Source organism: Immundisolibacter sp., from assembly GCF_014359565.1.
Lineage (GTDB): Bacteria > Pseudomonadota > Gammaproteobacteria > Immundisolibacterales > Immundisolibacteraceae > Immundisolibacter.
In genome coordinates this window covers 337,442-363,878 of sequence record NZ_JACIZD010000001.1, presented here as the reverse complement: position 1 = coordinate 363,878, position 26,437 = coordinate 337,442, and the positions used below count along the sequence as shown (strand labels likewise).

Genomic DNA, 26,437 nt, shown 5'->3' with positions numbered 1-26,437 from the left:
TTCAAGCTCCCTTTGCACGCTCGATGGCGCCGCGCAGCGCGCGGGCCGTGAGCACCTTGACCAGATGTTTGCGCTGCTCGATCGTGCCGCGCATGTCGGTAATCGGCCTGGCGACCGCCTGCGCGGAATCCGCGGCAAGCTGGATGCTATCCTCGCTGATCGGCTTGCCGGCCAGCAGGGCGCCGGCTTCGCGGGCGAAGATCGGCGTCGGGCCGACCGATGCCAGCGCGATGCGCGCCGAAACGAAGTTCTGTTTGGCCGCGTCCAGCACCACGCTCACGCCGGCGCCGGCGATGGCGATGTCCATCTCGTTGCGCGGAATGAAGCGCAGATAGTGGGCGCCACTGTTGGCCGTCGGCGCCGGGATGAACACGCTGACCAGCAGTTCGTCGTCGGCCAGGCAGGTCTTGCCGGGGGCCACGCAGAAGTCCTCGACGGGCACTTCACGGGTTCCGTTTGGCCCGAGCACCCGCGCCACCGCGCCCAGCGCGATCAGGGTCGGGATGGAGTCGCCGCTGGGGGCCGCGTTGCACAGGTTGCCGCCGACCGTGGCGCGGCCCTGGATATGCACGCTGCCGATCAGGCTCATGGAATCGACCAGTGCCGGGTAGCGTTTGGCCACCTCGGCGTGCTCGTAGGCGCGCCGGCAGGACACGGCGGCACCCAGCGTCAGGCCGTCGGCGGTCAGCGACAGCTCGTTCAGTTCCGGAATGCGCTTGCCATCCACCACCAGGCCCGGCTTGCGCCGGCCGACGCGCATGTTGACGATCAGGTCCGTGCCGCCGGCCAGCACGCGGGCATTGCCGCGCGCCCCCGCCAGCAGCGTGAGAGCCTCGCCCAGCGACGTGGGCGCCGCGTAATCGAAGCTGTGCATAGGCGTTTTGACTCCTTCTCTGATCTGGGTGGGCAGAATCCCGCCTTGTGCGGCGGGATGGTGGTGGAAAGGCAACGGCCTGCCGCGCGTCGCGCCAGCGTGCAGTAATACCCAAGTTGCGGACTCTAGCAACTAGTCGCCGATGTTGTCACCGGGGCCGGAATGATCGGCGCTGCGTACCAGCAACGCGGCCAAGATGGCGAGCGCCAGCGGCACGATCAGGGCCAGGAAAAACCCCTGTGGGCCGAAGTCCGCCAGCACCAGTCCGCCGGCCGCGCCACCCGCCACCGTACCCAGGCGCCCCATGCCGATCGCCCAGCCGACCCCGCTGGCACGCACTGCGGTCGGATAAATGGACACCGCCAGATAGTTGAGGGCAATCTGCGGACCGCCTACGCACAGGCCACTGAGCCCGACCAGCGCGAACACCAGCGGCCAGTTGCCGCCGGCCCGCGCGAGCATCAGCGACACCAGCACCGCGCCTGCCAGCAGCAGCAGGATGACCCGGCGTACCGGCAGTTTGGGCAACAGCCAGGCCAGCGGCAGCATGAACACCAGCGCCGCGCCATTGAGCGTCACCGTCGCCAGGCCGGCCTGTTCCCGGGGCAGGCCGGCGGCGGTGAGCACCGACGGAATCCACAGCACCAGCCCGAACCAGGCCACCCAGTTGAAAAAATAGGTGCCCCAGATGGCCAGCGTGTTGTGCCGCAGGGCCGGCGAGAACAAGGCCGCGGCACCGACGCGGGTCGGCGCCTCCGGCAGCGTGAACACCGTATCGGCGGTCGGCGCAGCGGCGGGCGCCACCCGCGCCAGCAAAGCTATGAGTGCCGACTGCTGATTGCGTCGCGCCAGGTAGTAAGGCGATTCCGGGAACAGAATCCACAGCAGCGGCAGGCACAGCAGCGGCGCTGCGCCGCCCAGCACGAACACGCCCTGCCAGCCCCAGGCCGGGATGACCTGCCCGGCGATCAGGCCACCCAAGATGGCGCCCACCGGCAAGCCGAGCCCGGCCAGCAGCATCACCAGCCCGCGGTGGCGATGGGGCGAGAACTCCGACGCCAGCGTATACACGTTCGGCGCCGCGCCACCCATGCCGATGCCGGTCAGGAAACGCAGCACCATGAGCTGCTCGACATCGACGGCAAAAGCCGTCAGCAGCGAGAACACACCGAACACGGCCGTTGCCAGCAACACCGCCGCGCGTCGGCCGTAACGGTCGCCCAGCGGCCCGAACAGCACCGCGCCGAGCGCCATGCCGGCCACGCCCGCCGTGACGATGGGTGCCAGCCCACGCGGCCCCACACCCAGCGCCTGTGCGAGCGCCGGCCCGGTGAAGGCGATCGCCTGCGTATCGAAGCCATCGAAGGTGGTGACCAGAAAGCACAACAGCACCACGCGCACCTGATAGGCGCCAAAGCGTGCCTGATCGAACCACTGCGGCAAACCCTGACGCGCGCCGGCGTTCATGCCTCTACCCCTCCCCCCAACGATGTCCTACTGTGCAGCATAGCAGCCGGCTGCGGCCGACCGCCTGGTCCGTTGGTCGACGGCCGACCTTAACTGAACGACCGTTGACATGACTGCCGGCCAGTGCCAGCATCGACCGTGTCCGAACTATAAAAACGGATTTCCAGGCGAGGGCGGGGAGGCTGACGAGAAGTGCCGAGCGGAGCAATCCGTCCGGCGCCCGGATTTTCGAGGAACCCAAGGATCTGAGCCTCCTCGGCCATGGATGGCCGGCATTGCCTGATGCGCACATGGCGCACCTGCACGGTGCTGGTTTGTTGCATGAGGAGGACGGTGATGCATATACGGCGCAATTGCGTTTTTCTGGCGGTTGGCGCGGTCTTGGCGACCGGAGCGGTCGCCAAGGTGTCGCCCGAGGAAGCGGCAAAGCTGGGACTCGAGGGCACCGAACTGACGCCGTTTGGCGCCATCCGGGCCGGCAACGCGGACGGGACGATTCCGGCCTGGGAGGGGGGAATCAAGACGCCGCCAGCCGGCTACAAGGAGGGCGACTGGTACATCGACCCCTACGCCGACGACAAGATTCTGTTCACGATCACGGCGCAGAACTATCAGCAGTACGCCGACAAGCTCACGCCGGGGCAGATCGCGATGTTCAAGAAGTACCCGGACACATACAAGATGAATGTGTATCCGAGTCGCCGCAGCGCGTCGTTTCCACAATGGCACTACGACAATTCGCTGTACAACGCCACCCGAGCCGACTGGTGCAAGCCCTCGCCCGGCCCGAACCGCGAAACGCGCTGCCTGGCGTCCGATACCTGGAAGCCGGGGGTGTTCTTCCCGATCCCCAACGACGCCGCCGAGGTGATGTGGAACCACACCTTCCGCTTCGTCGGTAAGTGGTATACCGCAACGGCCTATGGCTACAACGCCTTCCCGGACGGCAGCTACGCCGAACAGGTCAAGCTCGACCGTTTCCTGATGCCGCTATGGATCGGCCCGGACGCCGGCGGTGACGCCCCGCTGACGCATGAACGCTTCACCCGGCTGGGCGGCGGCGGCCTGTGCGCCTCGCAGGAGGACCTCGCACCGCCGCGCACCGCCGGCACCATCTTCAGCGCCTGCCTGTACCTGCAGGACACCACCTTCGACGCCTACCTGTACGTGCCGGGTCAGCGCCGGGTGCGCAAGGCGCCGGAAATCGGCTTCTACGACAGCCCCGGCACCGGCTCGGACGGCCTGCGCACGGGCGACTCGCGCTGGGTGTTCTGGCTGACCGGCCAGGAGGAGTGGTACGAGTACGGGCCGCTGCAGCGCAAGGAAATGTTCATCCCCTACAACAGCTACAAGCTCGCCCAGCCGGGGCTGACTTTCAAAGACATCGTCATGAAGGGCCACAACAACCCGGACCTGAAGCGCTACGAACTGCACCGCGTGTGGGTGGTGGAGGCCACGCTGAAGCCCGGCTTTCGCCACCTGTCGCCGCACCGTTTCGCCTATATCGACGAGGACAGCTGGGACGGCGCACTCGGCGACATGTTCGACGCCCGCGGCGATCTGTGGCGCGTGACCGAGTCCTATCTGATGAATTTCTACAACGTGCCGCTGCCCTATTTCTGGGGTGACGACCACTCCGACCTCATCTCCGGCCGGCACTCGGCGCTCAACTCCTTCTACAACGTCGGTCCGCAGGGCACGGCCGCGCCGCCGGACTTCACCGCCAAGGGTCGACCGGATCCGGAGCTGTATACCCCGGCCGGTCTTCGCAAGTTCGGCGTGCGGTAGGGCATCCGAGCAAGGACTCCCGGCGCGGCATGGTGCCGCGCCGGGAGTGGTATAGAAAGGCGATGGGCTTTGTGCGGGACGAGGCCTGAGTCAACGGCCGTCGGATCGGGAAACGCCGTAAACCATCGGAAAACTGGGGAGCCTGGCTACGCCGGGCGATCATCGCGCAGCAAAGCTGCGCTACCCGATTTTCCCAATGGCGCTGGAAAATCCAGGATGGATTTGTCAGCTTCCCTCAGCGAGGCCGGCCGCCGTCTTCGATCCGCTGCAGGCGCCCGCCGACGAAGGTCAGCACCCGCAAGGGCTTGCTGGTCCCGAAGTCGTAGACCCACTGCTCGACCAGCGGGCTGTCCGCGCCGACGGCGCCGGACACGACCTGCCGGGACTGGGGCTCACCGCACTGCCTGAGCACATAGGCCGAAAAATCGCCGACATCGATCAGCTTGCTGCCGCAGCGTATGCCGGCCCAGGCTCCCTGCGCCAGCACACATGCCGCCATCAGGATCAGCGCTGGCCGGATTTTCATGGTCTCAACCTCTAAAGATGAAATACGCGGCCCCGATCAGGCACAGCGCCGCCCAAAGGTAATCCAGCCGCAGCGGCTGGTGCATGTAGAACACCGCGAACGGCACGAACACCGACAGCGCGATGATCTCCTGCATCACCTTCAGCTGCGCCAGGCTGAGCGGACCGTAACCCAGGCGGTTGGCCGGCACCTGCAGCAGGTACTCGAACAGGGCGATGCCCCAGCTGATCAGGGCCGCCAGCAGCCATGGTTTGTGCTGCAGATCGCGCAGGTGTGCGTACCAGGCGAAGGTCATGAACACGTTCGACAGGGTCAGCAGCAGGCCGGTGCGCAGCACCGCAAAGCCGGCGTCGCTCACGTCCGGAGCCCGTCCACGACCACCATCTGCACGTCCGCCACGCCCTGGCGAAACGGTATCGCCGCCCGGTAGATGTCCGAATCGTAGAAGGCCTGTGCGGCGGCCAGGTCCGGGAATTCCACGATGATGACGCGCGCCGTCTCGGGCTCGCCTTCCAGGGTCAGCGTCGCGCCGCCGCGGGCCAGGAACCGTCCGCCGAAGGCGGCAATGGCGTCCGGCGTGCGCGCCATGTAGGCGCGGTAGGCGTCGGCGTCGTGCACGTGGGCGCGGTAGATCAGGTAGGCGGGCATCAATATCACCGGGCGGGCGGCCGGCCGGTGACACGCAGCTGCACCGGCAGGTCGCGAATCTTGCGCAGTATCCGCAGGTGGCGGACCAGCGGCCACCAGTCGTAAAGATATATCTGCAGCGGCCGCCACATGGCGACCCAGCCGCTGATCAGCAGGCCCTCGGCCAGGATGTCGCGCAGGGTGCCGGTCAAGGTCCCGACCACCACGCTGCGCGCACCCAGGCAGGCAAACAGAAAACCGACGCCGATCAACAGCGACAGCCGCCCCTGGCGCAGCAGCAGATCGAGCCGCCGCCCGGCGTGCGCCGCCCGGTAGTCGAAATAGCCACGTATGCTGTCCGCCAGCAACGCCGGGCCGGGGTCGTCCGGTGTGGTGGCCGGCACGTGGAACACCAGCTTCAGCGGCGTCCCGAGCGGGAATTCCTCCACCGCGCCGACGATGTACTGCTCGGCCTCATCGTCCAGGTCCTTGTCCAGGAACGGCGCCGGGTCGAGCGAGTTGAACAGCGCCCGCAGCTCGCGCAGGTGCACTTCCACTAGATAGGCATCGCCTTCGCGGCGATAGCGTCGCGCCAGGCGCTGCGCCAGCGTTTGCCCGAACACGGTATCAGGATGCCGCGTCGCGCCGGCCCAGATAGCGGCGCCGGCTGGCCGGCAGCAGCAGCAGGCAGGCGGCGCCCAGCAGCAGCGCGCTCTTGGCATACAGCGACGGCGGCAGGTTGGGCCGTTGGCCGGCCAATCCGGCCATCACGAGCGCGGTGCTGACCGATATCAGAAACACCGTCGCACCGCCGGTCGCCAGCCACCAGGCCCAGGCCTGAGTGCGCCGCAGGCCGTGCAGCAGCCACAGCACGCCAGCCACGGTGATGACGGCCCGCGACAGGTCGGTGCCGACGCCGCTGTGCAGCGCGCTCGAGGCGCCTTCGCCCAGCACGATCAGGCCGTAGGCGGCGAGCAGGAACAGCGGCAGTCGAGGTGGGTACATCGGATCAGTGAGCCAGGTGCGGCGCGGCAGGGTAGCACCGCCCCCCCGGTGGCAGCGAGTTGGCGCGTCACGCCGGGTGCACTGTCTGCGGGCCATCGCGGCGCAGCAATCGGAGCAGGCACGGCGTGAAGCTGAGCGTCACCAGGGTCGAGATCAGCAGCCCGAACAGCGTGGTCATCATGATCGGCCGCAGGCGGGTGCGCCCGGCCCACAGCAGGCCGATGAGCGGTGACTTTGCGCTTTTATGATCTCAAATGCGCCCGATGCGGCCTTGAAGGGATCTGCCGAGCGGCGGCCACACCGGCCGGGCAGGAGTCGACGGCTCAGGCCGCCTGTTCCGGAATGTCGTTGCCGATGCGGGTGATGCCGTTGTTGGCGTCCACATACACGAGGCGCGGTTTGTGAATCAGCACCTCGGCACGATCCAGGCCACAGTAGGCGGCAATGATGACCTTGTCGCCGACGCTCGCCTTGTGGGCGGCGGCGCCGTTGACGGAAATGACGCGGCTGCCGCGCTCGGCGCGGATGGCATAGGTGGTGAACCGCTCGCCGTTGGCAATGTTGTAGATGTCGATCTGCTCGTACTCGCGGATGCCGGCTGCGTCCAGAAGGTCGGCATCGATGGCGCACGAGCCCTCGTAGTCAAGCTCGACCCGGGTCACGGTGACCCGGTGCAGCTTGGCCTTCAGCATGTACTGAATCATTGCCTGTACCTGCGGTGACTGGCGTGTGGACGATCAGCCCGGCGTTCCCTGGCCGCGGGCGACATCGAACGGGTGGTTGTCGATCAGCCTGGCCTTCCCCAGCCAGGCAGCGGTTAATACCACACGTCGGCCGTCGGCCGGCGCGGGGGGCGCCAATTGTGCATTGCGAAAACGAAAATATTCAACACGGAAACCTGCGTCGTTCAGGGCTGCCGTGTGGTAAGCCTCGATGGCGGGCAGCGGCGCGTCGACCGCCGCGCCCTCGCGGGCCGCCGCCTGCAGCGCCTGATAAAGGCGCGGCGCCAGTGCGCGCTCGGCCGGCGTGAGGTATTGGTTGCGCGAACTCATGGCCACACCGTCGGCCTCGCGTACGGTGGGCAGACCGATAATCTCGACCGGCAGCAGCAGCTCGCGCACCACCGCGCGCACCACGGCGAGCTGCTGGTAGTCCTTCTCGCCGAACACGGCGCAATCCGGCTGCACCAGATTCAGCAACTTGGTCACCACGGTGGCCATGCCGCGGAAATGGCCGGGCCGGAACTCGCCCTCCAGCGGCTGGGCGCTGTGCGTCGGCTCGACGTAGGCGGCCAGATCCAGGCCGTGCGGGTACAGAGTCTCGACATCGGGCGTGAACAGCAGGTCCGCGCCGCGACCGGCCAGCGCCTGGGCGTCGGCATCCAGCGTGCGGGGGTAGCGATCAAAATCATCCGGGCGATCGAACTGGGTCGGATTCACGAACACGCTGACCACCACCCGCGCCGCCTGCGCGCGGGCAGCATCGACCAGGCGCAAATGACCCTGGTGGATGTTGCCCATGGTCGGCACCAAGGCGACGCGCTCACCGGCCGCTCGCCAGCCGTGCAGCATGGCGCGCAGGGTTGCCGCGTCGCTGGTCTGCAGCATCAGTCGTAACCGTGCTCGGCGGCCGGGAAACTGCCGTCCTTGACCGCCTGCACGTAGGCCGCAAGCGCCGCGCCCAGGTCGTCGTGACCCTTCAGGAAATTGCGCACGAAGCGCGCCGGGGCCGGATTCATGCCCAGCGCATCCTGCAACACCAGGACCTGGCCGTCGCAGTCGACGCCGGCGCCGATACCGATGGTGGGGATGGCAAGGTCGCGGGTGAGCTGCGCCGCCAGGGCGCGCGGCACGGCCTCGAGCACCAGCAGCGCGGCGCCGGCCTGCTGCAGGGCCAGCGCGTCGTCGCGCAAGCGCTGCGCCGCCGCCTCGCCACGGCCCTGCACCTTGTAGCCGCCCAGTTGGTGCACGGACTGCGGCGTCAGGCCCAGGTGGCCGCATACCGGCACGCCGCGCTCGACCAGAAACTCGACCGTCGGCGCCATCGCGGCACCGCCCTCCAGCTTGACCATGTGTGCCAGGCCTTCCTTCATCAGCCGGCCGGCGCTGCGCAGCGCCTGCACCGGGCTTTCCTGATAACTCAGGAACGGCAGATCGGCCAGCAGCAAGGCCCGCTCCAGGCCGCGCGCCACGCAACGGGTGTGATAGACCATTTCGTCCAGCGTCACCGGCACCGTGGTGGCCTGACCCTGGATGACGTTGCCCAGCGAATCGCCGACCAGCACCACGTCGACGGCGGCGGCTTCCAGCAGGCGGGCGAAGGAGTAGTCGTAAGCGGTCAGCGAGGCGATGCGCTGGCCGGCCTGCTTCATCTTGCGCAGGGTATCGAGGGTGACGGCCATGGCACTGGCTCCTCGCGGCAGCCCGGGCGGGCTGCGGGGCGCGACATTCTAATGAAGAGGGGTCAGCCCGCAAGCGCGGCCGCAGTGGCGACCGCGGCCGGTTGGTCATAGCGACACAGGCCGTGGTCCATGCAGCCGGCGAGCAGCTCACTGACCCGCCCGCGACCGGGAATGACCAGCCGCGGCGCAATCTCGGCCAGCGGCACCAGCACGAAGTCCCGCTCGTGGGCCCCGGGGTGCGGCAGGGTCAGGGCCGGATCGTCGCTCACGAGGTCCGCGTACAGCAGCAGGTCCAGATCCAGCGTGCGCGGCCCGTTGCGCTGATCGGCGCAGCGTTGCCGGCCCTGGCGGCGCTCGATGGCCAGCAATTCGGTCAGCAACTCGGCGGCCGGCAGGCCGGTGTCCACCTGCGCGACCGCGTTGACGTAATCCGGCTGATCGGCCGGCCCCATGGGGCGGCTGAGGTACAGGGCTGAACGCTTCACGAGCGTGGTCAGCGGCAGGCTGGCGATGGCGCCCAGCGCACGCTCGATCTGCCCGGCCGGATCCTCAAGGTTCGCGCCCAGGCCGATGAACGCCGGCCAAGCTTTCATACGTCGGCGGCGGCCGGTGGCGCAGAGGCGCCCTGGGCGCCGCGCCGCCGACCACGCCGACGGCGGCGACGGCGCGGTGGCGCGCCGTCGGGGGACTCGCCGTCGGTTTCGACTTCGATCGGCAGGTCCAGTCCTTCCTGACGGGCGGCCCAGAAATTGACCACAGACTGCAGATCCGGCTCGGACTGAGCACGCAAGGCCAGGAAATCGAAGGCCGCCCGAAACCGTGGGTGGCCGAGCAAGCGGTCGGGCTGGCGACGGCGTTGCAGCCGGCTTTGCAGGGACCAGATTTCGGCCGCCGGCAGGGTAAAGCGCTTGGGCACCGCGAGCAGGTCGTTTTGCGTGCGCAGCACGTCTTCCTGCGCCTTGATCAAGGCATCGTGTTCGGACACGCCGCGCACCAGTTGATGCGCCATCGCTTCCTGCAGCGGCTCCCACAACAAAACCGCGATCAGGAACGCCGGTGTCACCGGCAGGCCGGCAGCGACCCGCTGATCGGTGTTGGTCAGCGCGGCGCGGATCAGCCGGTCACGCTCCGGCGCCAGCGCCGCGGACTCCACCGGGAACAGGTAATCGAGCAGCCGGTAGCGACTCAGCTGTTCGTAGCTGCGAATGCCATGCCCGGACAGCAGCAGCTTGACCGTCTCATCGAACAGGCGCGCCTGCGGCACCGTTTCGAGCAAATAACCGAGTTCGAACAGCGGCGCTTCGGTGGCCGGTTCGATGGTCAGCTCCAGCTTTGCTGCCAGGCGCACGGCGCGCAGCATGCGCACCGGATCCTCGCGGTAGCGGGCCTCGGGATCGCCGATGGTGCGCAGGCGGCGCTTGTCGATGTCCTCCAGCGCCCCGACGTGATCGATGAGCGAGAAGTCCTCGATGCGGTAGTACAGCGCGTTGACGGTGAAGTCCCGGCGAATCACGTCTTCCTCGCGCGTGCCGTAGACGTTGTCGCGCAGGATGCGATCTCCGTCCAGGCGGGCATCGGCTTCGTCCTCGGCCTTGTCGTGCGAGGCGCGGTAGGTGGCCACCTCGACGATCTCCGGCCCGAAGTGCACATGCGCCAGGCGAAAGCGCCGGCCGATCAGCCGGCTGTTGCGGAAGGTGGCGCGCACCTGCTCGGGCAACGCGCTGGTGGCGATGTCGAAGTCCTTGGGCGTGACGCCCAGCAGCAGATCGCGAACGCCACCGCCGACCAGACAGGCCTCGTAACCGGCCTTGTGCAGGCCATACAGGACGTTCAGCGCGCTCTTGCTGATGTGCGCGCGGGAAATGGAATGTTCGCTGCGGGGCAGGATGCGGGGCGGGCCGAGGGAGGGTTCCGGCATAGGTCTCGTGTTGAGGGAGCGTCCCGGGGGCGGGCGCAGTGCCCGCCTGTCGCAACAGGACGTGTGTGGGCTATAGTATCAGCTTGCCTTTGACGCCACCGGCTCCCTTCGTCTAGTGGCCCAGGACGTCGCCCTCTCACGGCGAAAACAGGGGTTCGAGTCCCCTAGGGAGCGCCATCCGACAGCCGAATCAACCGGCCCGGATGTTGCGTAAGCATGAAGATGGGGGCAATCCCCACCGTATCAAGAGGCACCCGCGTGGTCGATCCAGTCCTTGCCGGCACCGAGCCGGCCATCCGCGTGCTGGCCATGCCGGCCGACACCAATCCCGCCGGCGACATCTTCGGCGGCTGGATCATGGCGCAGATGGACCTGGCCGGCGGCATCCTCGCCAGCCGCCGCGCCGGCGGCCGGGTCGTCACCGTGGCTATGAACGCCTTCGAGTTCCATCACCCCGTCTACGTGGGCGACCTGCTCAGCTGCTACGGCCGCGTGGTGCGGGTCGGCCGCACCTCCCTGACGCTGCAGCTGGAGGCCTTCGCCGAGCGCGCCGCAGAGCTAGGACAGGTGGTCAAGGTCACGGAAGCGACCGCCACCTTCGTCGCCGTCGACGAGCAGCGCCGGCCACGGCCGGTGCCACCATTGGACGCCCCGACCGACGCGCCCACCCCAGGGGCCTGAGGCCGATCGCCGCCGCGCGGCGCCCGCAGCAAACGAAACGCGCCTGTGGCGAGGCGCTCGGAACGTTTTCAGGCTTCCTCGCGCACAAAACCCATCAACTGCCGGTAGTGCTCCCACCACAGGGCGTTGGGCGCCTCGTCGTTCTGCTTGGTCTCGGTCAGGTCGGCGCCCTCGCGGTACCCCTTCAGGAAGAAGGTGGTCGACGGGTCAGTGTCCAGCGCCTGCTGAATGCGCAGGAATACGGTGGCGTCCTCCAGGCTCACGAAGCCGCTCGGACCGATCATGTTCGATGACTGGCGCAGGCGGTGGCGCACCATGTCGGCGTCGTCATCGGCGTGGGCGAAGTAGGCGTAATGCACCTCGACCTGGTCCAGCCCGACCGGGTTTGCATAACGAATGTTGAAGATGTCGAGGTGGTTTGCGATCGCCGTCAGCGGCCAGAAGGCCAACAGGCTGGAACCGGCCGCCTGGGCCGGCGCCTTGTTGCGCGGTTCAGCGCCGCCCTGGTAGCCGATCACGCTCGGGTCGCGCAGCAGCCCGCCGTCACTGGGCTGGGCCGCCACCTCGGACAGGATCATCATGTGTCCGGCCGGCAAGCGGCTCTGGCGCCCGCTGCCACCTTGCCAGCGCAGGATGCGAAACGCGGCGTGCAGCAGCGGCGCGTGGAAGGCGTCGTTGTCGATGTAGACCTTCCAGTTGGACTGATAGCGGACCTTCTGATAACCCAGCAGCGTCAGCCGGCCATCGCCGCCCAGGGCATCCCTGACCGGCCCTGCCATGTGGCCCATCCAGTCCATCAACGGCGGCGGACTGGCATGCAGGCTCACGAACAGCAGGCCCATGTGAGTCCCGGTGCGGGGCGCGGCCAGGTTGTAGTCGGCGCGTTTGAAGTCCGGCGGGAACTCGGCCTCACCCGGGCACGATCGCAATTGCCCACGGGTATCGAATACCCAGCGGTGGTAGGGGCATTCGATGTCGCCGCTGTGACCGCGAAAGGCCATCGCCAGGCGCGTGCTGCGGTGCGTGCAGGCGTTGTGGAAGGCGCGCACCACGCCGTCGTCGCCGCGAATGATCAACAGCGGCGTGCGGCCCACGGTAACGGTCTTGTAATCGCCGGGCTTGGGCAACTCGGCGTCGTGCGCCACCGGGTGCCAGACCGGGCCGCGAAAGATGCGCTCGTGTTCCAGGGCGAACACGTCGGCATCCTCGAATGCCCACTTGGGCACCTGGTTGAACGCCGCCGGCCAGCGTGGCAATGAGGCCGGCAGGGTGTCGTTGGGTTTCATCAGGGTTCCTCCTCCTGAAACGCGAGCGCCGAACCGGCGCTTATATCAGCCTGAAAAACCGACGCGCGTTGTCCCCCAGCAGCTTGTTTTTCTCGTCCAGCGTGAGGTCCGGCTGGGCGTAGGCGGCCTCGATTTCCTTGCGCACGGCGCGGAAATCCACCTCGTGCGGGTAGTCGGTGGAAAAGGCAAACGCATCCGGCCCGACACGCTTGATCAGGTAGGGCAGAGTGCCTTCGCCCGGTTCGCAGCCGACCAACACCTGACCGTTGCCGAGGTAGTGCTCGAAGGTGCGGTAGGCGCCCATCATGCCCAGCTCGGCGTTGCGCGCCATGCGGTCGAGCAGCACCGTGGTCCAGCCGCAGCCGCCTTCGGTGAAGGCCACGCGCAGCCCGGGGTATTGCTCGAACAGGCCGTTGTGGATCATCGACACCGCCGCGATCATCAGCCCCATGGGGTGGTGGACGACGTGCGAGGGCAGGATGGAGTTGACCGAGCCCAGGCCGAGGCCCACGTTGGAGCCGCCGTGCACACCCAGCACGCAGCCCAAATCGGCAGCTTCCTTGTAGATCGGCCAGTAGTACTCGTGCCCGAGGTCCAGCGGCAGGCCGGTCGAGGGCAACATGGCGCCGGGCAGCTTCAGCTCCTTGACTGCCCGGCGCAGTTCCTGCACCGCCGCGGACGGCTTTTGCATCGGGATCAGGGCCATCGGCAGCAGCTTGGGGCTGACGCGCCGGTAGCGGTCCGCCACATAGTCGTTGTAGGCCTGGCACACGGCGACCGCGTATTCCTCCTCGCGAATCTGGCCGACCGTCAGCCCCTCGCTGGTGTACATCACCGAGTACTCGACGTTGGCGTTCGCCAGAAACTCCAGCCAGTCCTCGGCCGAGCCCTTGCGGTGCTTGCTCGCCAGTTCCTGATCGCCCATCACGCCGTGCTCGGCCTTGAAGGCCGAGGGCTTTGGCCAGTGCACGCCGTCCAGCGTCGGGAACGGGGTGCGAAAGAAATTCTGCGGGTTCAGACACAGCTCGCGCACCGCCGGGTGCGCGTACTCGGCCATTTCGGCCAGCGATTCCATGATGTGGCCGTCGGCGTCGACGGCCGGGCGCAGGGCGGTGGCGTCCATCGGGGCGGGCTCCTCTCAAAGCGGCGTTTGCCTAACGTTCGTTTGTTTTAGCCGATGAATAGCACCCGGCGGGCGCCTTGGCAAGCCTCAGGGCGAGCCCGCCCCCGCAATCGGAACCTGCACGGTTTCCACTCGGGCGCTGGAGTCACCCTTGGCCAGGCGCTCGACGTCGGTGTCGGCGGTGACCATGAACAGCGTGCGCCCGTCCGTGCCGCCAAGATTGCAGGCCACCGCCCGCCGGCCGGGCGTCGGTACCTGATGGGTGATCCTGCCGCCCTGCTCGACGCGCAGGTAGGCATCGCCGACAAAGGCGCTGGCCCACACCGCGCCGGCGGCGTCCAGGCAGATGCCGTCCGGCGCGTAGTCGCCCAGCGTCGCGAACACCCGCCGGTTGTGCAGCCCGCCGTCCCGGATGTCGAAGGCCGTCAGGCGGTGGGCGAAGGTTTCGGCAACGATCAGCGTGCTGCGATCGGGCGTCACCACCATGCCGTTCGGAAAGTTGAGCTCGCTGGCGACTTCCCGCACGCGCCCCTGGGCATCGACGTGGTGCAGGTTGGTCAGCCCGCCCTCGCCGCCGCCGAACAGGTCGAAGCCGAAGTTGCCGACGAACACCCCGCCATCGGGCGCGCGGACCATGTCGTTGATGTCGCCGGTCACGTGCGGCGCCAGATCCGCGAACGGCTCCACCCGACCGTCCGGCCAGCGGCGCAGCAGCTTGCGGTCCTGCATCGACACCACCAGCAGACTGCCGTCGTCCAGAAAGGCGAGCCCGGACGGGCGCCCGCCGGGCAGCGTGAGTACCGTTTCGGCCTGCGCCGGGCCGGTCGAGCGCAGCACGCGCCCGCCGAACATGTCCGACAGCCACAGGGCGCCGCCGTGCCAGCGCGGGCATTCGCCGAATACGAGCCCTTCCAGGTACACCTCTGACGTGAGCGTCTGCATCGCCTTCTCCTCGGTTTGCTGTGTCTGCCGGTCTTGCTGCCGGTGCTCGCCGGTATCATTGCACCGAATTCGCCCCCGCGGCCCGGCCCGGTCGGGCCTCCCGTCGCCAGTCCGGGCCATCACCGCGTGAACCCATTTGTCCTTGCCGTGCAGCGGCTGCTGTTCTGGTCGTTGGTGGGCGTCATCCGCGCCATGCCGAATCCGGCGGCGCTGCGCCGCTGGTGCCTGCTGATGGCGGCGGCGATGCGTCCGTTTGGCGGCGGCTGGCGTCGCCTGGTGCGCCGCAACCTGCGCCTGGTGTATGGCGACACGCTGTCGGTCGCCCAGCGGCGGGCCATCGTGCGGGGCGTGTTCGAGCACTCGGCGCGCGGTTTTGGCGAGCTGTTCTGGGAGCCGCAACGGCATGGCCTGTCGATCGCCGACTGGTGCCAGGTCGAGGGACTGCAGCACCTGGATGCTGCCCTGGCGGCCGGCAAGGGCGTGCTGCTGGCCACCGCGCATCTGGGCGGCTGGACGCTGCTGCCGCGCTACCTGAACGAACGCGGCCATGCCACCGGCTCCCTGCTGCGCCTGCCCAGCAACCCGGTGGCGCACGCGGCCGAGGCCGAGGCCGTCACCCGCATGGGGCTGACCTTCTACAACACGCCGCTGAGCCGTGAACATGCCCACGCCTGCCTGCGGTTGCTGCGTGACAACGGCATTCTGTTTATCGTTGCCGACCGGCGCTCGGCCGATGTGAAGGTGGATTTTCTCGGGCATCCTGCGTGGTGCGCGACCGGTACGGCCTCGCTACACCTGCGCACCGGCGCGGCCATCGTGCCGGCCTGTGCGCTGCGCGTGGGGGATGGCTTCCGATTGGTGTTCGAGCCGGCGCTCACGGTTGCCGCAACAGGTGATCGCAAGGCCGACGAGGTCTCGATCACGGCCGAGCTGCACCGGATTTTCGGCGGCTGGGTGCGCCAGCACCCCGAACAATGGATGTGGAACCACAACCGCTGGCGGCCGCGCCGCAGCGAGATGAAGGAGGGACGGCATGAACATCGCCCATGAACTGATCGACGCAGCCGGCCGCTGGCCCGACGGCACGGCGCTCCTGTTCAACGACCAAGCCCTCAGTTTCGGGGAGCTGGCGCAGCGCGCCGGTCGCTGGCAGGACGGCCTGCAGCGCCTGGGCGTCAAGGCCGGCGACCGGGTGGCCATGCTGCTGCCAAACGGGCCGGAGTTCTCGGACGGCTACTACGCCACGGTGGCCCTGGGCGCGGTATTCGTGCCGCTGGACCCGGTGCTCAAGGCCGACGAACTGGCCGAAATCCTGGCCGACCTGCAGCCGCGGCTGCTGGTGGTGGCCAATGGCAGCGAAGCCGCAGCCCGCGAGGCGCTGGCTGCGAAGGCGGGCGCGATCGATCTGTACACGGTGGCCGATGTCGAACAGACCGGCCGCCCGGCGCCGCTCGCCCCGCAGGCGCTCAATGGCGTCACCACAACGGCGGTGGTGCTTTACACCTCCGGCACCGTCGGCGGCCCGAAAGGGGTGATGCTCAGCCATGATGCGCTGACGTATTCGATGCAGGCCATGATCGATGTTCTGGGCATCGGACCCGGTGATGTCTACGGCCTGGCGGTGCCGATGTCGCACATCTCCGGCCCCATGATGCTGGGCACCGCGATGCGCAGCGGCATGGCGCTGCTGGTGTTCGACCGCTTCGTGCCATCCCGTTTCCTTGACGAGGCCGAACGCCACGGCATGACCCTGGCGCACATGGTGCCGCCAATGGCGCACGCGCTGTTGCACACGCGCAGCGAGCATCGGCTGCCAAAGTTCAAGTACCTGCTCACCTTCGGCATGACCGCCTCGCCGGAAATGCTGCACCAGTTCCACGCCCGCTGGCCGCACATCGGCCTGGCCTCGGGCTATGGGCTGACCGAAACCGGGCCGCTGGTGGTACTGGGTCCGGCGCGCTTCCCGCCCGAGAAATTCGGCGCCGTCGGCCAGCGCCTGCCTTACTCGGGCGTGCGCATCGTCGACGACGAGGGCCACGACGTGCCGGCCGGCGACAGCGGCGAGGTGTGGCTATCCGGCCCCAGCCTGATGCAGGGCTACTTCAGGCGGCCGGCGCTGACCGCCGAGATGATGCCGGACGGCTGGTTTCGTACCGGCGACATCGGCATGTTCGACGCCGACGGCTACCTGTGGATTCAGGGCCGCCTCAAGGACGTCATCAACGTGGCGGGCCTGAAGGTGTACGCGCCGGAGGTCGAGGACGCCATCTACAAACATCCGCAGGTGGCCGAGGTGGCGGTCATCGGCATCACCGGCGGCCTCAAGGGCGAGGCGGTCACGGCGGTGGTGGTGCCCAAACCGGGGGCCACGCTGACCGCGGGCGACATCGTGGACCACTGCCGCGGCCTGCTGGCCGACTACAAGGTGCCGCGCCAGGTGACCATCCGCCAGGAATCCCTGCCCCGCTCGCGCACCGGCAAGATCAACAAGGAAGCGCTGCGCGGCGGCTGAGGCGCCACCGAAGCGGCCCGGCAGACGGTCCTCGTGTAGGAGCGGGCCATGCCCGCGACGCGGACGTATACCCCGGGCGAAGCGGTGTGATTGATCGGAAGTGTTGCGGTCGCGGCCATGGGCCGCTCCTACCCCGGCATCCTTGATCGAGGCGTCGAACCCAGGCTATGCCATCAACCTGCGCCAGTGCCGGCCGGCAGGCGCATCAGCACATGCGCGATGCCGGCCTCGGGAAACTCGTCGCCCTCGGCGATGAAGCCGGCCGCTTCGTAAAAGCCGCGCGCGCGGGTCTGCGCGTGCAGGTACAGATCGCCCATGCCCAGGCGCCGCGCGAGCCGCACCGCGGCCAGCAGCAGATCGCGTCCCACGCCCTGCCCGCGCGCGCTGTGCAGCACCGCCAGCCGGCCGATGTGGGCATCGGGCAACACCCTTGCGCAGCCCACCGGCAGGCCGGCGGCATCGCGCGCCAGCAGATGCCAGGCGCCGTCGTCGCGGCCGTCCACCTCCAGCGCCTCCGGTACGCCCTGTTCGTCGACGAACACGGCGCGGCGGATCGCCAGCAGTTCGGCGGCGTGCTCCGGCCAGCGGACCTGGGTGATGGTGTAGTGCGGCATCGGGGTAGCGGAGTGGGCGTTTAAACTGGCCGCCATTCAAGCACACGGCAGCACCCACTCCCATGGCCATCAAACTGAGCGTCACCGACCAATCCCCCGTCCACGATGGCGGCCGCCCATCGCGCGGCCCGCACGACAGCCTGCGCCTGGCACAGGCCTGCGAGCGCTTCGGCTATCACCGCTACTGGCTGGCCGAACACCACAACACGCCCGGCTACGCCGGCCCCTGCCCGGAAATCCTGATCGGCCACATCGCCGCCCACACGCGGCGCATCCGGGTCGGCAGCGGCGGCATCATGCTGCCGCACTATCCACCGTACAAAGTGGCCGAGACCTTCCGCATGCTGGAAGTGCTCTACCCGGGCCGCATCGATCTGGGCGTGGGCCGCGCGCCGGGCGGCGATGGCCAGGCCACGGCGGCCCTGGCCTACCCGCGCCAGCCGATCAACTCGGACCTTTACCCGCGTCAGGTGTTCGACCTGATGGGTTACCTGAACAACGACCTGCCGCCACAGCACCCGTTCCACGGCATCCGCCTGGTGCCGGAAGACGGCGGCGTGCCGCAGTTCTGGATGCTCGGCTCCAGCGGCGGCAGCGCCGAGGTGGCCGGCCAGCTTGGCAGCGGCTTCGTGCTGGCGCTGTTCATCGGCACCCACGCCCGCTCGCCGGCCATCGTCGAGGCCTACCGGCGCGCCTTTCAGCCGTCCAAGAGCCTGCAAGAGCCGCGCGTGATGATCGCCGTGGCCGCCGTGTGCGCGCCCACGCGGGACGAGGCCATGCGCATCGCCAGCACGCGCAGCATGTGGATTTACCAGGCCCTGTCACGCGGGCGAATCATCGACCTGCCGAGCCCGGACGAGGTCGATCGCCTGCTGTCGGCCATGGGCCCCGGCGAGCGAGCGCAGTACCAGGCCGTGCTCGATCACTCCGTCATCGGCACGCCGGACGAGTGCCGCCAGCAGATCGAGGCGCAGGCCGCCGAGTACGGCACCGACGAAGTCAGCGTGGTCACCGTCACCTACCACTACGCCGACCGCGAGCGGTCGTATGAACTTCTGGCCGGAGCGTTTGGCTTGGCCGACTGAAGGCGCCTCGGAACCAACGCTCGCGGCGCCCGGCTTATGGCGGCGGCGGCCGGCGGACGGCGATACGGCTAACTAGGCACTCCGGCCCGCCCCCGGATAGTGGTCGTACACATGCGCGTAGGCGCGCGCCATCTTCTCGGCACGCACATCCTTGGTGTACTGCGCCGGCAGGCGACGCATCTCGACCTTCATGGTCTGCATCACCGCCGCTTTCGCCTGCTGCTTCTCGCGCCAGTCCAGCACCAGTTTTTCCCGCTTCAGGGTCGCCAGCAGCTCGCGGCAGACCTTCTTGACCTCGGCCTCCTCGGCCTTGGTCAGCACCGGCTCTGGCTTGGTCAGGATGTCGAAAAGCGCCAGCTCTTCCTCCGTCAGGCCCTCGGCGATGCCGCGCTGTTCCTCGGCGGTCAGCGCCGCGACAAAGTCCTTGAGCCCGTCGAAGAATTCTTCGACGTTGCGGCTGCCGGCGTTGTACTCGTCGATCAGCTGCTGGAACTTGTCGGCCAGATCGATGCGCGAGCCGTTCACCGCCAGCATCTGCGCCAGCCGGCCCTCGATCAGCCGCTTGAGCTTCTCGGCCTCGGTGCGCTTGTGGCCCTGGGCAAACCGGGCTTGCAGCGCCGCGAAGTCGATTTCCGACAGGTTGACCAGCGCCTCGGGCCGGCTGGCCGGGCCGATGTGATAGCCCTCGGTGGCGATGGAATCGTTCAGCAACGCTTCGACATCGCTCATCACCGCCGAGATGTCGGGCGGCTCGCCCAGCGCCTGGATCTTCGCCGCCAGATAAGCCACCAGCACCGCCAGCGGCGCCAGCGCGTTGGCCGCGGCGTCGGGCAGGATGGCCTTGAACAGCCGCGCCACGCGGCTGGCCAGTTGCAGGTAGTGCTTTTTCTCGGCCTCGCTGGCCAGGAAGGCCTCCACCGCATCGTCGATCAGGCCGATGCGCGCGAAGCCCTGCGCCTTGGCGATCGCCTCCAGCCGCACGCCGCGCGCGCCGGCAAACAGCACCGTTTCGTCCAGCGCCGCCTGCAGCGCCGCCACCAGCTCGGCCTTGTCCAGAATCGGCCCGCCTTCATGGCCACCCTCGGAGCCGGCACCGGCCGCCGGCCGGGCATAGGTGGCGAGCGCGTTCTGCAGGGCGCGGAAGATGCCCACGTAGTCCACGATCAGGCCGCTCTCCTTGCCCGGCGCCACACGGTTGGCGCGCGCAATGGTCTGCATCAGTGTGTGCGCCCGCATCGGCTTGTCGAGGTACATGGTCGAGCAGGTCGGCACGTCGAAGCCGGTGATCCACATGGCGCAGACGAACACCAGCCGCAGCGGGTCGGCCTCGTCCTTGAATTTCTCGTCGAGCGCTTCCTTCAGTAGCCGCTGGCGGTGCGGCACGATGTCGAGCCCTTTGGCCTTGAGGTCCTCCACCTCGTTCTGGCCCTGGCTCACCACAACGGCCATGTCGGTGGTTTCCATCAGGCGGATGCGGGCGATCAGCGCCTCGCGGGCGTCGCCCTGGGCAGACTCCAGCGCCTGTTTCAGCCGCGCAATCTGCGCCCGCCAGTGCGCCTGCACCTTGTCGTACATGCGCACCGCGGTGGCCTTGTCGATGCACACCATCATCGCCTTGCCGCGATAGCCGCGGCCAGTGAAGTGCGCCACCACATCCTTGGCGATGGCCTCCAGCCGATCCTCGCGGGTGATGATGTGGTACTCGCGGCCGAACTCGCGCTCCAGCTTTTTCTCCTGCGCCTCGTCCAGCTCGGCGGCTTCGAGCAGCGCCTCCAGGTCGCGGTTCAGCTCCTGGTTGGTGAGCTGCACCTCGGGGATGCGGTTCTCGTAGTACAGCGGCACCGTGGCGCCGTCCTCGATGGAGCGGGCGAAGTCGTAGACGCTGACGTAGTCGCCGAACACCTCGCGCGTGCGCTCCTCCTCGCCCTTGATCAGCGGCGTGCCGGTAAAGCCGATGAAGCCGGCATTGGGCAGGGCATTGCGCATATTCAGCGCAAAGATGTCGTACTGGCTGCGGTGCGCCTCGTCGGTGATGACGATCACGTCGGCGCGCTCCGACAGCAGCGGGTAGGGCTGCCCCGGCTCGTTCCGGAACTTCTGGATCAGCGTGAAGATGTAGCGCTCGTTGCCGCGCAGCAACTCTTTGAGGTGTTCGCCACTGGTGGCGCGCACTTCCTCGCGGGCCGTCGCGCCGGTGGCCTTGAAGGTCTTGGCGATCTGGTCGTCCAGCTCCTCGCGGTCGGTGACGATCACGAAGGTGGCGCTGCCCAGCACCTTGCGCAGCACCTTCTGCGTGAAGAACACCATCGACAGGCTCTTGCCCGAGCCCTGCGTGTGCCAGAACACGCCCAGGCGCTTGCGCTCCTGCTTCTCGGTCTCGCGCAACTCCACCAGCCGCGCGATGGACTTGTTCACGCCCAGAAATTGGTGGTTCTTGGCCACCTTCTTGATCAGCCCGCCCTTGCCCTCCTCGAAGACCGTGAAGTTCTCGATGTAATCCAGCAGCCGCGCCGGTTCCAGCAGCCCGCGCAGTGCGCGCTCCAACGAGACCTTGCCAGCCTCGGCCTCGTCATCCACGCGCTTCCAGTCGAAGAAGTGCTCCCAGGCGCTGGTCAGCGTGCCCACGCGGGTGTCCGAGCCGTTGCTGAGCAGGATGAATGCATTGGGGTGGAACAACTGCGGCACCGACTGGCCGCGATAATCGCGCAGGTTGTCGTCGAAGGCACTTTTCAGCGGCACGGCCGGCTTCTTCAGCTCGATGAACACCAGCGGCAGGCCGTTGACGAAGCCCAGCAGATCGCAGCGGCGCCGGTACATGTCGCCGGCCACCCACATCTGCGAGGCCAGGAAGAACTGATTGTTGGCCGGCGTGGCCCAGTCGATGACGCGCAGGGTCTCGGTGCTGTGCCCGCCGTGCTCGTCGGGCACCTTCACCCGCACGCCGTCCTTCAGCAGCCGGTAGAAATCGCGGTTCGCATTGACGGCGATCTGCTTGGAGCGGTCCTGCGCGAGCTGCTCGACAGCTTGCGTGTAGGCGTCGGCCGGCAGATCGGGGTTCAGCGCCACCAGCGCCGCGCGCAGGCGCCGCGTCAGGATGACCTGGGTTTCGCTCTCGCGCCCCTCGCTGCCCTGCGCGCCGAAGGTCTCGGCGTACAGGTTCTTGAAACTCCAGCCCAGCGAGGTCAGCAGCTCGATCGCCGGCATCTCGACGAGCGCCAGCTCGCCATAGCTTGCGGAGACGTCGCGCGCGACATGCTTCGCGCCTTGGCTGGAATCAGTGCTCAATCGCCTCGCCTATCCAAAATAAATTACTGTTGATTCAATAATTTGGTTTGATTTCGCAGCCTCGGATTGGATAAATCCTTGGCTAAGCCCCGGCTTCGGCCGCCAGCCTATCCAATCCAGCCGGCAACAGCCGCCACACGGCCCCCGGCCCGCGCTTGCCATCCGCCGTGATCAGCGCCTTGCGCGACATCTCGGCCAGCAGCGGTCGTCACGCCAAAGTTGAGGCTCACGAGTTGAGAACAACGATATTTGTGGCTCACAAAACAATTTTCATGATCCACAAATCACCGAATGACTCGCGCATGAGCCTCAAAACACATCGTGTCCCTCGGCGACGTTCAATAATTCCCGGAACGCGAAAAAGCCCGGCCGGCGTCCACGCCCCTCGCGCAGGGTCAGCAGCAGGCCGGCCTCCCGCAGCAGGCCCAGAATCCGCGTCGCCGTCGGCCTCGGGATGCCCGCACCGGCCGTGAAGTCCGGCCCCTTGAAGATCGGCGTCTGGAACAGGAAGTCCACGGCGCGGATCGCGTGCTGGGAGTGCGTGGCGTCCACCACCTGCAGCTTCACCCGCTCGTACAGCGCCAGCACCGACCGCGCCTTGCCTTCGTTCTCCACCGCCTGCGTGCGCAGCGCCTCCAGGAAGAACAGGCACCACGCCGTCCACTCGCCGCCAGCGGACACGGCGCGCAGGCGGCCGTAATACTCCTCGCGCCGCTGCTCAAAGTACGCGCTCACATAGAAATGCGGCCCGCTCAGCAGACGTCGGCTATAGAGGAACAACGGGATCAACATGCGCCCCAGCCGGCCGTTGCCATCCTCGAAAGGATGCAGGGCCTCGAACTCCACATGCGCCAGCGCCAGTTGCACCAGCGGGTCCGGTACATCGGCACGCAGCAGGTATCGCTCCCAGTCATCCATGCCCTGAGCGAGCTGCACCTGCGGAATGGGAACGAAACTCGCGTCCTCGATCACGCACTTATGCTCGCCAATCCAGTTCTGCTGGCGTCGGTACTGGCCCGGTGCCTTGTCGCGGCCGCGCACCCCCTCCATGAGCACCGCGTGGGCCTGCCGAAGCAGGTGCTGGGACAGCGGGCGGTGCTCCAGCTCGCCGGTGGTGATGCGCATCGCCCGGCGGTAGTTGAGCACTTCCTCCGCATCCGCACGGCGCGGTGCCGTCATACCCTCCGGTTCGCCGCCGGCCTCCACCTCCAGCACCTCGCCCATCGTCGCCTGCGTGCCCTCGATGCGCGAGGACAGCACCGCTTCCTGCGTGGTCAGCGGCGACAGCAGCACGCCGGCATTGGGGATGGCCGACAGCAGGCCGTCGTAACGCGCCAGCGCCGCATTCGCAGGGCCGATCAGTGGAATCAACCGCTCCCAGTCCAGTTTCTCCGGCGGGAACTGCCCCAGGTGGTAGTGAACGGGTCCGCTCACGGCGCCTCCCTTGCGATTTCAATGTTCTCGACGCTCAGTTCACCGGATATGAGCTTAGGCAGAAGGATGTCGCGGGTAGTGCGCAGATTGCGGTTGCGCTCCTGGAGATTGCGAAGCATCCCTTGCATCGGTCCCACGACTTCATCGAATCGGCGCTGAGTCTCCATCGCGGGCAGCAGGAACGGCATCTCGGCGACCTTCTCCTTGCTGATGTTCTGTTGCGCCGCGCCCTGCGCCTTGTTGTTGAACTCCACTCGCAGCGCCAACAACGTGTAGTAAAGCATCCAGAACGTGACCTTGGTGGGGTCTGGAAGCATCCCGAGTGCAGCTTGATTGCATGCACACCTGCCGGTCGTAATGCCCAGCCTGCCGACCGTGGGTGAGCCGTAGATTGCCATCAGGATCGTTCCAGCCTCGAAGACGCGGCTCTTCTTCTCCGCGACTGCCAATTCCGTGATTCTCTCCTCAGACTCGAAGAGGTAGCCGTCCCATAGTTCCTTAGTCTTGTACCAAGCCACCGTGCCGCCGTCCCAGTAGTCGGGGTTGCTGCGAGAGGGCGTATTGCCCGAGTTCATGCGGGAGCAGACCCGTTCAAGGCGGCAAGGTGCCCACCCCTCCGGCACCAACCCCAACTCGGACTCGACCATCCGCACGCCCTCGTGGCCGGGGAAGCGGAAGCGGACGAACCACTCCTCGTAGATGCGACGTGCCATCTCCTCCAGGATCGCGGCGCGCCGCGTGTTGTTCTCGATCAGTTCGTCGTAGGCAGCGAGGATGGAAGAAATGCGCCGTTGGATTGGCAACGGCGGAAGCGAGACCTGGAACTGTTCGATAGTTTGCTTCGTCAATGCTTCACGGGTTGCACCACCCTGCGCAAGGGTGAGGAGGTGATGCTTGTAGCCTGGGCTGTTGATGGAGTAGTAGACAAACCTGTTGTCCGCCTTGTCCGGGTCGCACCGAATGATCGCGACGTGCTGGTTCACCCTTGCAGGCAGGACATCTTCAGGCACCATGCAGCAGCGCGCGACGCTGGCGCCAGTGATGTTCAAGAGGATGTCGCCGCGCTGCACCTTCACGTTCGCCAGTTGGTCAGCCTGAGCATCGTTGATGTGCGCGAGGTTGTTTCGGTCGAACTCGAAGTCGTAGACGTTCAGGCTGCGTATGAGAGAGATCCCATCCCCCCTATATGAGTCCTTGCCGCCGCGGGGCGTCGCACCGCTACCGATCTTTGAGGTAATACGCGATAGCGGGGTATCAATCCAGGGCCCCCGGCTCATCGTGCCTCCAAGAGACCGGCTACTCCCTCGGATATTCGCACCTGCAACTCAGTCGCGCTGGCGTTGAGCAACTCTAGCTCCTCGTTCAACTCTTCTAGTCGTTCGGCGAAGTCAAATTCGTCTGCGGCGCGCGCGCCAACCCCGACATACCGGCCTGGGTTCAGGCTCCAACCCTGCGCTTCAATCTCAGCCAGCGTCGCAGCCTTACAGAGCCCAGCCACGTCAGCGTATGTCTTCCCGGCAAAGTGCTCGCCCAGCATCGCCTTGCTGCCTTCGTCGAACTCTGGCGCCTCTCCCCGGTACAGCCGCACCACATTGGCGAGGAACTCCAGTTGCTCGGGCGCGAACTCCCGGATCGCCCGCGTCACCTGCTTGAAGAACGGCCGCGCATCCACGAACAGCACCTTGTCCTTGAGCGGCCCGCGCGCCTTGGCCCGGTCGAAAAACCACAGCGTGCAAGGCAGCGTGACGGTGTAGAAGAAGTTGGAGCCAATGCTGACGATCACGTCCACGGCGCCGCTCTGAATCAGCTTCTTCCTGATCTCCAGCTCGCTGCCGCGCGCGTCACCGGCCGAGTTGGCCATCACGAAGCCGGCGCGGCCGTTCTCGTTGAGGCTGGATGCGAAGAGCTGAATCCACAGGTAGTTGGCGTTGTCCGTGCTCGGCAGGCCGAGCGCAAAGCGCGGGTCGTCCTTCAGCCGGTCCTTGTCCACGCCGGAGACGTTGAACGGCGGATTGGCCATCACGAAGTCGAAGCGGCCGAGCGCCTTGTGCGGGTCTTCGTAGTAGGTGTTGGCCTCGCGCACGTCGCCCGACAGGCCGTGCACCGCCAGGTTCATCTTGGCCAGCTTGACGGTGTCGCTGGCCTTCTCGGTGCCGAACACGGTCAGCTCGCGCGTGGCGTTCTTCTGGTGGCGCTGCACGAAGGCGGCGCTCTGCACGAACATGCCGCCGGAGCCGCAGGCGGGGTCGAAGATGCGGCCGTGGAAGGGCTGCAGGATCTCGACGATCAGCCGCACGATGCTGGTGGGGGTGTAGAACACGCCGCCCTTCTGGCCCTCCTTGAGCGCGAAGTTGCCCAGGAAGTACTCGTACACCTTGCCGAAGGCGTCACCCTCCAGGTCCAGCGGCGCCAGCAGGCGCAGCAGCTCCACCAGCGTGGCGTTGGGCAGCAGGTTGTAGCCGCGCGGCAGCACGCCTTGCAGCTCGGGGTTGTGCGCTTCCACCAGCTCCATGGCGGTGGCGATGGCGCGGCCCAGGTTGGCGCCCTCGGTGAGCGTGAGCAGGTGCGAGAAGCGCGCCTGCAGCGGCAGGTAGAGCACGCCCTCGGCCTGGTAGTCCATGGCCTCGCGCTCGTCGGGCGGAATGCCTTTGGTGTCCAGCAGCTGCTCGGCTTCGCCAAAGCGCTTGTCGGCGTAGCGCAGGAAGATCAGGCCCAGCACGGGGGTGGAAAACTCGGCGGGCTTGAGGCCCGTGTTGGCCCAAAGCTGGTCGGCGGCGGCCCAGAGGCGGTTTTCGATGGCGACGAGGTCGGCGGACATGGGCTGTTGTTATTCCGGGTGGGACAGCGCGCAAGTATTGTCGATACGGCC

25 protein-coding genes and 1 tRNA gene are annotated in these 26,437 nt (G+C 67.3%); 6 read left to right on the top strand and 20 right to left on the bottom strand.

Annotation, left to right across the window (positions count from 1 at the left end):
* Position 1: 1 nt before the first annotated feature.
* Positions 2–874: a xanthine dehydrogenase family protein subunit M gene (locus H5U26_RS01750; protein ID WP_290616035.1), complete on the bottom strand. Its 873-nt coding sequence runs from the start codon at positions 872–874 to the stop codon at positions 2–4.
* A 132-nt stretch (positions 875–1,006) separates the two neighbouring features.
* The gene (locus tag H5U26_RS01745; protein ID WP_290616033.1) at positions 1,007–2,341 is read right to left on the bottom strand and encodes an MFS transporter; all 1,335 of its coding nucleotides are present in this window, start codon (positions 2,339–2,341) and stop codon (positions 1,007–1,009) included.
* A gap of 381 nt (positions 2,342–2,722) precedes the next feature.
* Between H5U26_RS01745 and H5U26_RS01740 the strand changes: the two genes are divergently transcribed.
* Positions 2,723–4,129, top strand: a complete 1,407-nt coding sequence (locus H5U26_RS01740) for a DUF1329 domain-containing protein (RefSeq protein WP_290616031.1) — start codon at positions 2,723–2,725, stop codon at positions 4,127–4,129.
* Between the two features lie 235 nt (positions 4,130–4,364).
* Here the strand turns inward: H5U26_RS01740 and H5U26_RS01735 are convergent, their stop codons facing one another.
* The 10 genes from H5U26_RS01735 to pcnB all read right to left on the bottom strand — a co-directional run bounded on the left by H5U26_RS01735 (position 4,365) and on the right by pcnB (position 10,606).
* On the bottom strand, positions 4,365–4,655 hold the full coding sequence (locus H5U26_RS01735; protein ID WP_290616029.1) for a DUF2845 domain-containing protein: 291 nt from the start codon (positions 4,653–4,655) through the stop codon (positions 4,365–4,367).
* A gap of 4 nt (positions 4,656–4,659) precedes the next feature.
* Positions 4,660–5,013 carry a DMT family protein gene (locus H5U26_RS01730; RefSeq protein ID WP_366055857.1) on the bottom strand — a complete coding sequence of 118 codons (354 nt, stop codon included), beginning with the start codon at positions 5,011–5,013 and terminating at the stop codon, positions 4,660–4,662.
* Positions 5,010–5,303, bottom strand: a complete 294-nt coding sequence (locus H5U26_RS01725) for a DUF1330 domain-containing protein (protein ID WP_290616027.1) — start codon at positions 5,301–5,303, stop codon at positions 5,010–5,012. The genes H5U26_RS01730 and H5U26_RS01725 overlap by 4 nt, the downstream gene beginning before the upstream one ends.
* A gap of 5 nt (positions 5,304–5,308) precedes the next feature.
* The gene (locus H5U26_RS01720; RefSeq protein WP_290616025.1) at positions 5,309–5,905 is read right to left on the bottom strand and encodes a hypothetical protein; all 597 of its coding nucleotides are present in this window, start codon (positions 5,903–5,905) and stop codon (positions 5,309–5,311) included.
* A 4-nt stretch (positions 5,906–5,909) separates the two neighbouring features.
* A complete protein-coding gene (locus H5U26_RS01715; RefSeq protein ID WP_290616023.1) occupies positions 5,910–6,287 on the bottom strand; it encodes a hypothetical protein in 378 nt (125 codons plus the stop codon).
* 323 nt (positions 6,288–6,610) lie between these two features.
* A complete protein-coding gene (panD, locus tag H5U26_RS01710) occupies positions 6,611–6,991 on the bottom strand; it encodes an aspartate 1-decarboxylase (RefSeq protein WP_290616021.1) in 381 nt (126 codons plus the stop codon).
* Between the two features lie 33 nt (positions 6,992–7,024).
* A complete protein-coding gene (gene panC, locus H5U26_RS01705) occupies positions 7,025–7,894 on the bottom strand; it encodes a pantoate--beta-alanine ligase (RefSeq protein ID WP_290616019.1) in 870 nt (289 codons plus the stop codon).
* Positions 7,894–8,688 (bottom strand): 3-methyl-2-oxobutanoate hydroxymethyltransferase, encoded by a 795-nt coding sequence (gene panB, locus H5U26_RS01700; protein WP_290616017.1) that lies wholly within the window; start codon positions 8,686–8,688, stop codon positions 7,894–7,896. Before panB ends, panC begins: the two co-directional genes overlap by 1 nt.
* 62 nt (positions 8,689–8,750) lie before the next feature.
* Entirely contained in the window at positions 8,751–9,281 is a 531-nt protein-coding gene (gene folK / locus H5U26_RS01695; RefSeq protein ID WP_290616015.1) for a 2-amino-4-hydroxy-6-hydroxymethyldihydropteridine diphosphokinase, read from the bottom strand.
* Entirely contained in the window at positions 9,278–10,606 is a 1,329-nt protein-coding gene (pcnB, locus tag H5U26_RS01690) for a polynucleotide adenylyltransferase PcnB (RefSeq protein ID WP_290616013.1), read from the bottom strand. The genes folK and pcnB overlap by 4 nt, the downstream gene beginning before the upstream one ends.
* 101 nt (positions 10,607–10,707) lie before the next feature.
* On the opposite strand from pcnB, the gene H5U26_RS01685 reads away from it, so the two are divergent.
* A tRNA-Glu gene (locus H5U26_RS01685) sits at positions 10,708–10,783 on the top strand.
* Between the two features lie 39 nt (positions 10,784–10,822).
* Positions 10,823–11,287 carry an acyl-CoA thioesterase gene (locus tag H5U26_RS01680; protein WP_290616011.1) on the top strand — a complete coding sequence of 155 codons (465 nt, stop codon included), beginning with the start codon at positions 10,823–10,825 and terminating at the stop codon, positions 11,285–11,287.
* A gap of 68 nt (positions 11,288–11,355) precedes the next feature.
* Here the strand turns inward: H5U26_RS01680 and H5U26_RS01675 are convergent, their stop codons facing one another.
* The 3 genes from H5U26_RS01675 to H5U26_RS01665 form a co-directional block, all read right to left on the bottom strand.
* Positions 11,356–12,573, bottom strand: coding sequence for an aromatic ring-hydroxylating dioxygenase subunit alpha (locus H5U26_RS01675; protein ID WP_290616009.1), 1,218 nt, complete (start codon positions 12,571–12,573; stop codon positions 11,356–11,358).
* Positions 12,574–12,613: 40 nt separating this feature from the next.
* Positions 12,614–13,696, bottom strand: a complete 1,083-nt coding sequence (locus tag H5U26_RS01670; RefSeq protein ID WP_290616007.1) for an amidohydrolase family protein — start codon at positions 13,694–13,696, stop codon at positions 12,614–12,616.
* A gap of 87 nt (positions 13,697–13,783) precedes the next feature.
* On the bottom strand, positions 13,784–14,638 hold the full coding sequence (locus H5U26_RS01665; protein ID WP_290616005.1) for an SMP-30/gluconolactonase/LRE family protein: 855 nt from the start codon (positions 14,636–14,638) through the stop codon (positions 13,784–13,786).
* Between the two features lie 126 nt (positions 14,639–14,764).
* On the opposite strand from H5U26_RS01665, the gene H5U26_RS01660 reads away from it, so the two are divergent.
* Positions 14,765–15,688 (top strand): hypothetical protein, encoded by a 924-nt coding sequence (locus tag H5U26_RS01660; RefSeq protein WP_290616003.1) that lies wholly within the window; start codon positions 14,765–14,767, stop codon positions 15,686–15,688.
* On the top strand, positions 15,672–17,150 hold the full coding sequence (locus tag H5U26_RS01655) for an AMP-binding protein (RefSeq protein ID WP_290616002.1): 1,479 nt from the start codon (positions 15,672–15,674) through the stop codon (positions 17,148–17,150). Before H5U26_RS01660 ends, H5U26_RS01655 begins: the two co-directional genes overlap by 17 nt.
* A 173-nt stretch (positions 17,151–17,323) precedes the next feature.
* On the opposite strand, the gene H5U26_RS01650 is transcribed toward H5U26_RS01655, so the two are convergent.
* Positions 17,324–17,764 (bottom strand): GNAT family N-acetyltransferase, encoded by a 441-nt coding sequence (locus tag H5U26_RS01650; RefSeq protein ID WP_290616000.1) that lies wholly within the window; start codon positions 17,762–17,764, stop codon positions 17,324–17,326.
* Between the two features lie 62 nt (positions 17,765–17,826).
* Here H5U26_RS01650 and H5U26_RS01645 point away from each other — a divergent pair, with 62 nt between their 5' ends.
* Entirely contained in the window at positions 17,827–18,849 is a 1,023-nt protein-coding gene (locus H5U26_RS01645) for an LLM class flavin-dependent oxidoreductase (RefSeq protein WP_290615998.1), read from the top strand.
* 72 nt (positions 18,850–18,921) lie between these two features.
* On the opposite strand, the gene H5U26_RS01640 is transcribed toward H5U26_RS01645, so the two are convergent.
* The 4 genes from H5U26_RS01640 to H5U26_RS01625 all read right to left on the bottom strand — a co-directional run bounded on the left by H5U26_RS01640 (position 18,922) and on the right by H5U26_RS01625 (position 26,386).
* Entirely contained in the window at positions 18,922–22,134 is a 3,213-nt protein-coding gene (locus H5U26_RS01640) for a type I restriction endonuclease subunit R (RefSeq protein WP_290615996.1), read from the bottom strand.
* Between the two features lie 309 nt (positions 22,135–22,443).
* A complete protein-coding gene (locus H5U26_RS01635) occupies positions 22,444–23,568 on the bottom strand; it encodes a Fic family protein (protein ID WP_290615994.1) in 1,125 nt (374 codons plus the stop codon).
* Entirely contained in the window at positions 23,565–24,845 is a 1,281-nt protein-coding gene (locus H5U26_RS01630; protein ID WP_290615992.1) for a restriction endonuclease subunit S, read from the bottom strand. The genes H5U26_RS01635 and H5U26_RS01630 overlap by 4 nt, the downstream gene beginning before the upstream one ends.
* On the bottom strand, positions 24,842–26,386 hold the full coding sequence (locus H5U26_RS01625) for a class I SAM-dependent DNA methyltransferase (RefSeq protein WP_290615990.1): 1,545 nt from the start codon (positions 26,384–26,386) through the stop codon (positions 24,842–24,844). The genes H5U26_RS01630 and H5U26_RS01625 overlap by 4 nt, the downstream gene beginning before the upstream one ends.
* Positions 26,387–26,437 lie beyond the last annotated feature (51 nt).